We start from the raw sequence: 12,665 nt of genomic DNA, 5'->3' as shown, positions 1-12,665 counted from the left end.
CGAAGGCCGGGGTCCAGTTGGGGGACTTGGATTGGAGAAGGTGCCCTTCGTTACTACAACCTCTCCAACTGGACCCCGGCCTTCGCCGGGGAAGACCCTTTCAGGCCTCGCCCGCTCTGGTCTGCTCCCACGCATCCACCACCGCATCAACCGTGACATCCGCCTCCGCCATCGTCGTCGCCACCGAGGAGACCGAAACCCGCATCACCCAGTGCCCGCGCCACAGCGCCGATCCGATGAACGCCACCGCATCCTCCTGCACCTGCCGGACGGTCGCGAGCGTCAGCGCATCATCGCCCCCGAAGCGCACCATGAACTGGTTGAGCTCGACCGGGCAGACCAGATCGACCCCCGGCAACGCCGCCAGCCGCTCCGCCATGTGCGTCGCGATGGCGCAATGTTCCGCGACCATCGCCGCGATCCCCTCGCGCCCGAGCTGCCGGATCATCGCCCAGGCGGCGAAGCCCCGCGCGCGCCGCGACAGCTCGGGAACATAGGCGGAAGGGTCGCGCTCGGCGCCTTCGGCCGGCGGCAGATAGCTCGCGGTGATCGCCATCGCCCGCCGATGCGCCTCCGCATCGCGCACGATCGCAAAGCCGCTGTCATAGGGCGTCTGCAGCCATTTGTGCCCGTCGGTCGCCCAGCTGTCGGCCAGCTCGACCCCGGCGGCCAGGTGCGCCTGGTCCGGGCTCGCCTGCGCCCACAACCCGAACGCGCCATCGACATGCAGCCAGGCATCGGCCTCCCGCGCCATCGGCGCGATCTCGGCGAACGGGTCGCACGCGCCGGTGTTGATCTGCCCCGCCTGAGCGATCGCGATCACTGGCCCGGTGGTCTCGCCCAACGCTCGCGCGAACTCGTCGGCCAGCATCCGCCCGCTCGCATCGCAAGCGATCCGCCGCACCCGCTGGGCGCCGAGTCCGAGATACTTGATTCCAGAATAGACCGTCGCATGCGCATCGTCGCCGATCAGCACGGTGATCGGCGGCGCGCCGCACAGCCCGTCGGCCTCGACATCCCAGCCGACGCGCCGCAGCACCTCGCTCCGCGCGGCGGCGAGACACACGAAATTGGCGACCGTCGCGCCCGTGACGAAACCGACCGAAGCGCCCGCCGGCAGCCCAAGCAGATCGAGCAGCCAGCCTGCCGTAACGGCCTCGATCGCCGAGGCAGCGGGCGCCGCGTGGAGGTTGGCGGCATTCTGCCCCCAGGCGGCAGCCAGCCAATCCGCCGCGACACCCGTCGGATGCGAATTGCCGATCACCCAGCCGAAGAAGCGCGGGCCCGTCGAGGCGCGGATGCCCGGCGTGGCCAGGGTCGCGAGTTCCTCGATGATCGCCCGTGGGTCGGCACCTCGTTCGGGCGTCGGCGCGGCGAAGGCGGCGAGCATCTCGGCATAGCTCGCGACAGGCGTATTCTCCGCCGTCGCGACGTCGCGCCGATAGGCGATGGCGTGCTTCGCGGCGTCGGCCATGGCGGCATGGCCGTTATCGATATCGTCCGGTTCCATCGCGCGACCATGTCACAACGGGCAGGGCACGCGCCATCCGCTTCTGGCCTTCAAAGTGTCGCCTCAGTGGAAAGCGGGCGCCGCCTCCACCGCGTCCTCGCCGGAAAGCCGAGATTTGGGGCCCAGCCCGCCGAACAGCGCGATCACCACATAGGCGATGGCGGGCAGCACGAAGGTCATGCCGATCGACGTCGCGTCCGCGATCCAGCCGGAGAACAAGGGCAGCAACGCCCCGCCCACGATCGCCATGCAGAGCAGGCCCGACACCGAGGCGCTCGACGTCCTGGACCGTTCCATGGTGATGCTGAAGATCGTCGGGAACATGATCGAATTGAAGAAGCCCACGCCCAGTGCCGCATACGCCGCCGCGGGGCCGTGCAACACGAATGCCGCCGCGGTCAGGCACGCCGCGATCGCGGCGGCGCCGGTGAGCAACCAGCTCGCCCGTACCCTGGTCAGCACCACGCTGCCGACGAACCGTCCGGCCAGCGCACCGCCCCAGTAATAATAAGCCAGCACCCCGCCCGCCGCTTCGAGCGTCAGGCCGAGTACGTCGGGCCGGTTGAGGAAGTTGATCATCACGCTGGCGATGGTCACCTCCGCGCCGACATAGAGGAAGATCGCGATTGCGCCGAACACTGCCCAGCCGGAGCGCAGCGCCTTGAGCGGCGAAGCGCCCTGGATGGTGATGTCGGCAGCCGATGCATTGATGCGCTTGCGGAAGACGAAGATCAGCAGCGCGAGCGCCGCGACCGCGATGGCGATCAGCACAAAGGCATGGTCGATCGCGCCCAGCGCCGTGCTGCGCGGGATGTGCGGCAGGATATGCCCGCCCTTCCCGAATACGTCGGGCCGCAGCATCAGCTTCGATCCGATGCTGACGCCCAGCACCACGCCGAGCGAGTTGAACGCCTGGGCGAAGGTGAGGCGGAAATGGCTCCGCTCGGGCGCGCCGAGCGACGCCGCCAGGGGGTTGGCCGCGACCTGCAGCACGGTGATGCCGCCCGCCATCACGAACAATGCGACCAGCACCATGGTGTAGGCCTGCATGTGCGAGGCGACGAGCATCAGCCCGCACGCGCCGATCATCACCATCAGTGCCGTGATGATCGTCCGGCTGTGCCCGAGCCGCGCGAGCAAGGCGGCAGCCGGCAGCGACACCACGAAATAGGCGAGGAAGAAGGCGAACTGAGTCAGCATGCCTTCCGCCACGTTGAGCGTGTAGATGCCGCGCATCGCTGCGATCAGCGGATCGGTGTTCGACGTGACGAAGCCCCAGGCGAAGAACAGGCACGTCACCACCGCAAAGGCGGCCCCGGCACCGGCAGCGGCCTTGCCGCCCTCGGTTGCGGTCATTGCGGGCACCCGGCGACACCGTTCGCGCTGACGAAGCGGATGTCGGAGATCGACAGCGTCGCGGCCCCGTCGCTCGCCAGGGTGAGCGGCGCGCTCACCCGCCGCGGATCGAGCCCGGCGGTGGCGAGGCAGTTGAGCGGCAGGGTGAGAGTCGCCCATTGCCCGATCGGCGCGGCGCGCAGCACCCCGGTGATCGGCACCGCGCCCGCGCAATTGGCGCCGCACTGCATTCCGAGCCTTACGGTGCCGCTGGGCGCTGCATCGACGCGATATTCGATGACCATATTATATTGCGCATTGGATTCTCGGCTGATGTCGATCGGCTTTTCGGCGGTGATCCGCGCCGTGCCACCGGCGGTTCCCCAGACGATCCTGCGGGCATCTTCCTGCGCGCGCCGGTCGACGCTCGACAGGCGAACCCCGCCGGCCCCTGTCGCGCCGGCATTGCCGGTCACCGGCTCGGCGACCCCACCCGGCTCTGCCAGGTCGAAGCGCCAGCCGGCCGGCAGGGTGCCGCGCGCGAACACCGTGCCGTCGGGCCGCGTCGCGGCTGCGGGCCGATCCTCGGACAGTGCCGGGAGGTCGCCCTTATCGGCATAGGTCAGCCCGTAGCCGAACGCGAACAGCGGGTCGTACACGGCGTCGCCCTTGTTGAGCGGCGTCTGGTCGGTCCGCTTCGGCCAGGAGAAGGAGAGCTTGCCGCGGAAATCGTGGCGCGGCTTGCCGTCCGCGCCGGCCAGCAGCACATCGGCCACGCCGCCACCCTCGCCGCCGGGCAGGAAGGCCGCGACGAACGCGTCGGCCACGTTCAGCTCGGGGTTCACCCACAAGGGCCGGCCCGACAGGAACACCGCGACGACGGGGATACCCTGCGCCTTCAGTTTCTTCAGCAGGTCGAGGTCGCGGCTGTCGCCCGGGCGATATTCGACCGTCGGCCGGTCGCCCGCGAACTCGGCATAGGGGTCCTCCCCGAACACGACGATCGCGGCGCCCGGCTTCTTGGTGAAGCTGCCGTCGACGCTCAGCGTGGCGCTGCCGCCCGCCGCCTTGGCTGCCTCGGCGATGCCGGCATAGATCGACTGGGCGTGCGGGAAGTCGGCATTGGTCATGCCGGTGCCCTGCCAGCTGATCGTCCAGCCGCCGCTCTGCTTGGGGATATTGTCGGCGCCGTCGCCCGCCACCAGCAGGTCGAGCCTCGGCGACAAGGGCAGCACATGGCCCTGGTTCTTGAGCAGCACGAGCGACTCCCGCACCGCCTGCCGCGCGACCGCGCGGTGTTCGGGCGATCCGAGCAGCTCGAACTTGCCGGCGAACGGGCGCGACGAAGGCTTGCCCTTCTCGAACATGCCGGCGCGGATCTTCACCCGCAGGATGCGCCGCACCGCTTCGTCGAGCCGCCCCTTCGATATCTCGCCCGATTTCACCTGGGCGAGCGTGCTGGCGTAAAAGCCTTTCCAGCTGTCCGGCGCCATCACCATGTCCATGCCCGCGTTGATCGCGGCGGCGCAGGAGGTGTTGGTGCAGCCCGGCACCTGGCCATGCGCGTTCCAGTCGCCGACGGTCAGCCCGTCAAAGCCCATCTGGTCGCGCAGCGCGCCGGTCAGCAAATCCTTGTCCGCGCTCAGCTTGGTGCCGCGCACGCTGGAGAAGCTCGCCATCACCGCCTGCACGCCCGCGGCGATCGCCGGGGGATAACCCGCGCCGTGGATGTCGCGGATCTGCTCGGGGGTTCCGGGATTGTCGCCCTGGTCGATGCCATTGGCGGTGCCGCCGTCGCCGACGAAGTGCTTGGCGGTCGCGATCACCTTGCCGTCGCGCAGGAATTCCTTCGAGCCCGCCTTGCCCTGCAGCCCCTCGATCATCGCGCCGGCATAGTCGCGCACCACCGACGGATCTTCGGAAAAGCCCTCATAGCTGCGGCCCCAGCGGTCGTCGCGCACCACCGCCAGCGTCGGCGAGAAATCCCAGTCGATTCCGGTTACCGCCATCTCCTTTGCGGTCACTTCGCCGATCTTCCGGATCAGGTCGCGGTCGCGCATCGCGCCCAGGCCGATATTCTGCGGAAAGATCGTCGCGCCGATGACGTTGGCATGGCCATGCACCGCGTCGATGCCCCAGATTGGCGGGATCACCGGGCGGCCGTCGTCGCGCCTGGTCACGGCCTCCCACGCCGCATCGGCATAAGCCAGCCAGGCAGGGGCGGGAGCCTTGTCGTCGAGATTCGGGCCGGAACTGCCGCCGGCCAGGATCGATCCGAATTTATACTGGCGGATTTCGTCCATCGTCAGGCTGCCGATGTCGGGCTGCACGACCTGCGCCACCTTGTCCTCGACGCTCATTCTGGCGAGCAGCGAATCGATCCGCTTTTCCATCGCGGGATCGGCCGGCAAGGGCGACCCGACATGCGGCCAGGCGGCAGTCGGCGTCTGCGCCGCGCCGATTCCCGTTGCTGTCGCGATGGCCACGAGGCTTGCGACCCCGAACGCCATCTTCAGCCTGCGCCTGCCGAGCATTACACCACTCTCCCCACCGATCGGTTCACACGCCCGATCAATCGGGTCATGAACGCCGTTACATCATTTCATGACCTACGTTGTCAATTCCAATCGGCCGCGATTGTAGCGCGATCGTCCGGGATCGGGTCAGGCGCCCGGCGCTGGCCCGGTGGATTGACGGTGAACCAAAGCGACCGGATGCTCGATCAGGTCCTCATGCGGCTTCTTCTCGAGCATCGCGACGAGCATCGTCGTGGCGTCGCGCGCCATGTCGAACACCGGCTGGTGAATGGTGGTCAGGCGCGGCCAGACGATCTGCGCGATCGCGCTGTCGTCGAACCCCGCAACCGACAGGTCGCGCGGCACGTCGATGCCGAGATCGTGCGCCGCCATGATCGCCCCGGCGGCCATGTCGTCATTCTGCGCGAAGATCGCGGTCGGTCGGTCGCGGCGGCCGAGCAGGCGCGCGCCGGCCTGGAGCCCGGATTCGAAGTTGAACATGCCCTGCTCGATATCGTCGAGCCGCATCTTCAGTCCGGCTGCGGCGAGCGCATTGGAATAGCCCAGCAGGCGGGCCTCGCTTGCCGGATGGCTCGGGTCGCCCTTGATCATGCCGATCCGCTTGTGGCCGAGCGAGATGAGATATTCGGTCATCATCCGCGCCGCGCCGACATCGTCGGTCAGGGTGCGGGGACCGAGCTCGGGCGAGCGGGTCGGCGCGATGCGGACGAACGGGAAGCGCGCCGCCTTGAGTTGCTCCAGCACCACGGGATGGTCGGAGGCGGGCGGCGTCAGCACGACGCCGTCGAGCGCAGCCGACCGCACGAGCGAGACGATCTTGTCGGCAATGGCCGAGACCGTGCCCACCGGCAGCACGACCAGCCGGTATTTCTCGCCCTGCAACCGGTCGAGCGCGCCCTGCTGCAGCTCGACGACATAGTTGGGGCTGGGGTTCTCGTAGAGCAGGCCGAGCAGATAGGATCGCCGTCCGACCAGGCCCTGGGCGACGACATTGGGGTGGTAATGCAGCGCGGTCGCGACCTTCATCACGCGGTCGCGGGTCTTGGGCGTCACATTGGGCGCATCGTTGAACACGCGCGAAACGGTCTTGATCGATACGTCCGCCTCGCGGGCTACATCGATAATGGTTGCGCGACGCCCCAGGTCCATATCTGCCCCGCTAGCATGGGAATGACGGCCGCGGTAGCCTGCGCCACAGGCGCAGTACAGCGGGCGGGCGTGATACTGCCTTCCGAAACGGCAACGAAACAAGGGTTTTTCTGCGAGATGCAGCAACTATGACAACGTTAGTATCAATTTCCGGCGCCGGGCATGCTTCACCGGTCCCGTCTCCTGTGGTCTAACGGCCCGATGAATCGCCTCACGGTCATCGCCGCCCTGTGCCTCGGCACCGCAGCCAGCCTCGCCACCGCGCAAACGCCGCCGGTTTCGTCCCCCGCGCCGGTCGATTCGGTCGATCCCTTTATCGGGACCGGTGGGGAGGGGCATACCTTCCCCGGTGCGGTGGCGCCGTTCGGCATGGTCCAGCTCAGCCCGGATACGGAGATCAGGCCGTTCAAGCAGAGCTACAAATGGGCGGCGGGCTATCGTCATGAGGACTCGTCGATCCTCGGCTTCTCGCACACGCATTTTTCCGGGGCGGGGCACAGCGATCTCGGCGATATCCTGGTCAGCCCAGTCGTCGGCGACACGGTGTCGCTGGAACCCGGTGACCCGGCGAAACCAGGCTCCGGCTACCGCTCGCGCTTCAGCCATGCGAGCGAGATAGCGACGCCCGGCTATTATGCGGTGACGCTCGACGATCCCGGCGTCCGCGCCGAACTGACCGCCGGTACCAGGGTCGGCGTGCATCGCTACGGCTTTCCCACCGGCAAGCCCGCGCATCTGCTCGTCGACCTGCGGTCGAGCATCTATAATTATCCCGGCAAGATCCTCTGGTCGTCGGTGCGCGTGCGGCCCGACGGCACGATCACCGGCATGCGCGAGACGCGCGGCTGGGCGCCGGCGCGCAAGCTGTTCTTCGCCATGCGCTTCTCCGCGCCGCTGACCGGGCATGCGTTCGTCAACCGCGAGGAGGAGGTGCCGTACAAGGGCTTCCAGGGCCCTGGTCGCGGTGACGATTCCGTCGAGCAACTGGCTGGACGCGCGCTCGTTGCCCGGCTCGATTTCGGGGCGCTGACCAGGCCGCTCGAAGTCCATGTCGCCATCTCCGGCGTCGACGAAGCCGGCGCGCTCGCCAATCTCGCCAGCGAGCCCGGCAGCTTCGATACGATCCGCGCGCAGACTCGCGTCGCGTGGGAAAAGGCGCTCGGTGCCGTGGTCATCGACGCACCGGCGCCGATGAGGAAGACGGTCTACACCGCACTCTACCACACGCTGGTCGCGCCCAGCGTCTATGGCGATGCGGACGGCCGCTATCGCGGGCCCGACGATCAGGTCCATCAGGCGACCGGCTTCACCTATCATTCGACCTTCTCGCTCTGGGACACGTTCCGCGCCGAGCATCCGCTGCTGACGCTGATCCAGCCGGAGAAGCGCAACGCCGACTTCGTCAATTCGCTGATCGCCAGCCGGCAGGACAGCCCGTTCGGCATCCTCCCCGTCTGGCAGTTCAACGGGCGCGAGACCTGGACGATGATCGGCTATCACGCGGTGCCGGTCATCGCCGATGCCTATCTGAAGGGCATCAGGGGTTTCGATGCGAAGGCCGCGCTCGATGCGATGGTCGCAAGCGCGGACTATGCGCCCTATGGCGGCCTCGGCGACTATATGAAGCTCGGTTACGTGCCGATCGATCGCGAGCCCGAGGCCGCCTCCAAGACGGTCGAATATGCCTATGACGACTGGACGATCGCCCGGATGGCGCGGGCGATGGGGCGCAAGGACCTGGCCGACCGCTTCGACAAGCGCGCGCTCAACTGGCGCAACAGCTTCGATGCGAAGACCGGCTTCCTGCGTGCCCGCAAGGCCGATGGCAGCTACCGCGAGCCGTTCGACCCGACCGCGATCAACTATGGCAGCGATTATACCGAAGGGAATGCCTGGCAATATTCATGGTTCGCGCCGCAGGACCAGGGCGGCCTGATCCGCATGCTCGGCGGCGATGCGGCGACCGTGAAGAAGCTCGACGCGATGTTCGACTTCGACAATTCGAAGGTCGATTACAGCCATGCCGAGGACATTGCCGGGCTGATCGGCCAATATATCCATGGCAATGAGCCGAGCCATCACGTCGCCTATCTCTACAGCTATGCCGGCAGCCCATGGCGCACCCAGGAGCGGCTGAAGCAGATCGTCGACAGCCAGTACAAGCCGACCCCGGACGGACTGTCGGGCAATGACGATCTCGGCCAGATGTCGGCCTGGCTCGTCTTCACGTCGCTCGGTTTCTATCCGGTCGCGCCGGGCACGGGCGAATATGTCATCGGCCGGCCTTTCGTGGACCGCGCGATGCTCAACCTGCCCAATGGCAAACGCTTCACCATCCGCGCCGACGGATTGTCGGATACGAACCGCTATGTCGGCCAGGTCCTGCTCAACGGCAAAGCGCTGCCCCGCGGCTTCATCCGCCACAGCGAGATCATCGCCGGCGGCGATCTCCATTTCGTGATGCAGGCGACGCCCAACGCCACCTGGGCGATAGCGGAAAAGGACCGGCCCTATTCGATGACGGGCTATTCGAAGTGACGCTCTCCCCTCCTTTCAGGGAGGGGAGAAAATGAGTAAGCGGCGCGCCATGTTCGATCTCGACGCCTATCTCGCCCGCATCGCCCTGAAGGAAGCGCCGCTCGCCGACGCCCAGGGCCTGGCTGCGCTCCAGCGCGCTCACCGTCTCGCCATTCCGTTCGAGAATCTCGACGTCATCCTCGGCCGGGGCATCCGCATCGACAGCGCGTCGGTCTTCGCCAAGCTGGTGACCGCCCGGCGCGGCGGCTATTGCTTCGAGCATAACCGGCTGTTCCTCGACGCGCTGACAGCGCTTGGTTTCGCGGCGCGGCCGTTGCTCGCGCGGGTCTGGCTCGCCGCGACCGATACGCCGCCGCTCACCCACACCTTCAGCCTGGTGACGATCGACGACCAGGACTGGATCGCCGATCCCGGTTTCGGCGGCAGCTATACCCCGATCATGCCGCTGGTCGAAGGCGCGACGGCGGATGCCCCGGACGGCGCACGCTTCCGGCTCGAACGCGACGTGCTCCACGGCTGGATGCTGCTGCGCGACGGCCATCCCGGCAGCACCGACGGGCGCGGCACCGGCGAGGGGTTCCAGCCGCAATACAGCTTCACCCTCGGCCAGGTCTGGGATGCCGATCTGGAACTCAGCAACCGCTGGACCTCGGCCGCGCCGGAAAGCCGCTTCATGCACGTCCGCGTCGTCAGCATCGTGCTGCCGCGCGGTCTCGCCGGCCTGACTGATCGCATGAACCGCCGCCGCGACGGTGACGAGGAGACGATCGAGGAAATCGTCGATCCGCGCGTCTATCGCACGAGGCTGAGCCTGATGTTCGGGATCGAGTTCACGGCGCAGGAAGTCGCCGCGCTGGGCCTGTTCGGCGCAGCCTAGCCCGAGAGCTGCCCCAGCTCGACCGTGAGCACCCGATCGCATCGCACCAGGCTCTCGGCACGGTGCGAGATCATCACGATGGTCGGCCGCGGATCGAGTGCGGCGAGCCGCTCCAGCAACGCCGCCTCGCTCGCGGCATCGATCGCGTTCGTGGCCTCGTCGAGCACCAGCAGGCGCGGTTCGCGCAACAGGGCGCGGGCGATCGCCAGCCGCTGGCGCTCGCCGCCCGACAGCGCGATGCCGCGCTCGCCGACCATCGACTCGAGGCCGTCCGGCAGCCGCGCGACGATCTCCGCGGCACCGGCGAGGCGCAACGCATCCCATAGCCGGGCATCGTCGATCCCCGCCGCGCCCCAGGTGAGGTTGCGGCGCACGGTGTCGTTGAACAGGAAACCTTCCTGCGGAACATAGGCAAGGCTCTCGCGCCATCCCGCCTGCCGCGCCGCGTCGAGCGGCTCGCCGCCGATCAGCATCTGTCCGGTCTGCGGTTGCTGCAAGGTGGTGAGCAGCTCGACCAGAGTGGTCTTGCCCGCGCCCGATGGCCCACTGATCCCGACGAACGATCCATGCTCGATCCTGAGGTCGGCCGGATGGAGCCCGCCGCCGCCCGGATGGAGGAAGGACACGCCCCGCATCTCGATCGCGCCGGGCGGCGGCATGACCGGGACCGGAGCGGGCGCCACGCTCGCGTCGAGTTCCTTCTCGAGCTTGCGGATCGCCTCGAAGGCAGGGAGGCCGAAGAAGAAATTCTGCACCGATTGCTGGATCACCATCGCCGGGGCGCTCATCCGCGCGAAGATCAGCACCAGCGTGATCAGGATGGCGGGTGGAATCGCGGCGGCATAGCCGGTCAGCACGGCCACCGCGCCCATCAGGGCGGAGCCGATCGCAAAGAGCTGGCGGCTGCGCGCCTGGCGCTGGATGAATTCCAGTTGTCGCGCCCGGACCGCGTGCTGGATCGTCGCGAACTCCTCGGCGAAACCATGCTGTGCATTCTGCGCGGTCGCTGCCTTGAGCCCGCCGAGAAAACCCGCCGCGCTGCCCATCATCCGGTGATTGGCATCGACCAGCCCGGTCCCCAGCGTGCGGATATTCTCCTGCGCCAGCAGGACCACACCGCCGCCGACCAGAAAGATCGCACCGATGGTAAGCGCGAGTCCCGGCGCCAGCGCAAAGGCGAGCGCGCCCTGCACCACCAGCATCACCATTGCGATACCACCCTGGATCAGGAACTGCGCGCCTGCCCCGATCCGGTTGACCTCGACGCTGACCAGGCTGGTGACGCGGGCATGGCTGAGCGCCGCGATGCGGCTCCACGGCGCGGCGGCGAGCGAACGGATGATGCGATTGCGCTCGTGCTGGGCGAAATCGCCCTGCAGCCGGCCGAGCTGCATATCGCGCGCATAGAGCACCAGCGCGCGTAGCAGGGACAGCGCGACAAAGGCCGCGATCAGCACCGCGAGCCTGCCCAACGGGCTTTGCACGCCGAGCGTCTCGAAGACGGCACGCGTCGGCATATAGCCGCCATTTGGGCTGACCACCGCTTCGACGATCGGGATCAGCAGGACCAGCCCCATGCCGTCGAGGATCGCCGACAAGCCGACCAGCCCGGCGGCGATCCAGCCACGCATGCCGGCGAAACGCGCAAAGGCGCCGAGGAAAAGGCCGGCCTGCCGCCAGAGGGATGTCATGGACGCGACTGTCATCGCGGCCCCTTTCCCACGCGCGCGCGCCGCCGTCGAGAAGGCGCGTGCATTTGGCGGGCGGTTAGGGCTTGCGCGCCGCGCACGAACTTCCTGTAAGCGGACGACCCGTTCGCAGGAGCCGCCAATGATCGTCCGCCCGCGCCGCAGCGCCTTGTTCATGCCCGCCTCCAATGCGCGCGCGGTGGAAAAGGCACGCAGCCTCGATTGCGACGTGGTGATTCTCGACCTCGAGGATTCGGTCGCGCCCGAGCTGAAGGCGGCGGCGCGCGATCAGGCGATTGCCGCGGCGGCGGCGGGCGGTTTTGGCGACCGGTCGCTGTTCGTCCGGGTCAATGCGCTCGATACGCCCTGGGGCGCCGACGATTGCCGCGCGGTGGTGGGAGCCGGGTTCGAGGCGGTGGTGCTGCCCAAGGTTTCGAGTCCGGCCGATCTCGAAGCCGCGAGCGCGCTGCTCGACGGGCTGCCGCTGTGGGCGATGATCGAAACCTGCGCCGGCATGCTCGATCTGCCGGCGATCGTCGCCTCGGCATCGGCGACGAAGCTGGAGGGCCTGCTCGTCGGCACCAACGATCTCGCCAAGGAGATGCGCTGCACCCCCGGGCCCGAGCGCACCCCGCTGCTCGGCCATCTCGCGATGATCGTCACCGCCGCGCGGGCCGCGGGTCTCGTCGCGCTGGACGGGGTGTGCAACGTGATCGAGGACGGCCCGGTGCTCGCCGCTGAGTGCGCGCAGGGGGCGATGTTCGGCTTCGACGGCAAGTCGCTGATCCACCCCGCCCAGATCGCCGCCGCCAACCGCGCTTATGGCCCAACGGCGGAGGCTATCGCATGGGCCGACCGCATCATCGCTGCCTTCGCGCTGCCCGAGAATGCCGGCAAGGGTGTCATCCGCGTCGATGGCGAGATGGTCGAGCTGCTGCACCTCGAACAGGCACAGCGCATCGCGGCGATGGCCGGACGCTAGAGCAACCTCGATTGGCTGGAATCACCCCATCCCGTTCGGGCTGAGCTTG

Annotated in this window: 8 protein-coding genes; 3 read left to right on the top strand and 5 right to left on the bottom strand. The window is 67.9% G+C overall.

Features of this window, described 5'->3' with window-relative positions:
- Positions 1 to 100: 100 nt before the first annotated feature.
- The 4 genes from ACZ1I2_RS22160 to ACZ1I2_RS22145 form a co-directional block, all read right to left on the bottom strand.
- Positions 101 to 1,510, bottom strand: a complete 1,410-nt coding sequence (locus tag ACZ1I2_RS22160) for a pyridoxal phosphate-dependent decarboxylase family protein (RefSeq protein WP_465172027.1) — start codon at positions 1,508 to 1,510, stop codon at positions 101 to 103.
- A gap of 63 nt (positions 1,511 to 1,573) precedes the next feature.
- Positions 1,574 to 2,866 (bottom strand): MFS transporter, encoded by a 1,293-nt coding sequence (locus ACZ1I2_RS22155; protein ID WP_465172028.1) that lies wholly within the window; start codon positions 2,864 to 2,866, stop codon positions 1,574 to 1,576.
- On the bottom strand, positions 2,863 to 5,379 hold the full coding sequence (locus ACZ1I2_RS22150; RefSeq protein ID WP_465175824.1) for a glycoside hydrolase family 3 protein: 2,517 nt from the start codon (positions 5,377 to 5,379) through the stop codon (positions 2,863 to 2,865). Before ACZ1I2_RS22150 ends, ACZ1I2_RS22155 begins: the two co-directional genes overlap by 4 nt.
- Positions 5,380 to 5,508: 129 nt before the next feature.
- Positions 5,509 to 6,531 (bottom strand): LacI family DNA-binding transcriptional regulator, encoded by a 1,023-nt coding sequence (locus ACZ1I2_RS22145; protein ID WP_465172030.1) that lies wholly within the window; start codon positions 6,529 to 6,531, stop codon positions 5,509 to 5,511.
- A gap of 201 nt (positions 6,532 to 6,732) precedes the next feature.
- Here ACZ1I2_RS22145 and ACZ1I2_RS22140 point away from each other — a divergent pair, with 201 nt between their 5' ends.
- Complete coding sequence (locus ACZ1I2_RS22140) at positions 6,733 to 9,069, top strand: GH92 family glycosyl hydrolase (RefSeq protein WP_465175825.1); 2,337 nt, start codon at positions 6,733 to 6,735, stop codon at positions 9,067 to 9,069.
- A gap of 49 nt (positions 9,070 to 9,118) precedes the next feature.
- The gene (locus ACZ1I2_RS22135) at positions 9,119 to 9,946 is read left to right on the top strand and encodes an arylamine N-acetyltransferase family protein (protein WP_465177100.1); all 828 of its coding nucleotides are present in this window, start codon (positions 9,119 to 9,121) and stop codon (positions 9,944 to 9,946) included.
- Here ACZ1I2_RS22135 and ACZ1I2_RS22130 read toward each other — a convergent pair.
- Positions 9,943 to 11,637, bottom strand: a complete 1,695-nt coding sequence (locus ACZ1I2_RS22130; protein WP_465175826.1) for an ATP-binding cassette domain-containing protein — start codon at positions 11,635 to 11,637, stop codon at positions 9,943 to 9,945. The genes ACZ1I2_RS22135 and ACZ1I2_RS22130 overlap by 4 nt on opposite strands.
- A 139-nt stretch (positions 11,638 to 11,776) precedes the next feature.
- Here ACZ1I2_RS22130 and ACZ1I2_RS22125 point away from each other — a divergent pair, with 139 nt between their 5' ends.
- Complete coding sequence (locus ACZ1I2_RS22125; RefSeq protein WP_465175827.1) at positions 11,777 to 12,616, top strand: HpcH/HpaI aldolase/citrate lyase family protein; 840 nt, start codon at positions 11,777 to 11,779, stop codon at positions 12,614 to 12,616.
- The last annotated feature ends 49 nt before the right edge of the window (positions 12,617 to 12,665 follow it).

It is taken from the genome of Sphingomonas sp. BL-S-29, assembly GCF_055521495.1.
Note: the sequence above shows the minus strand (reverse complement) of the source record. Positions and strands in the feature narration are given on the sequence as shown.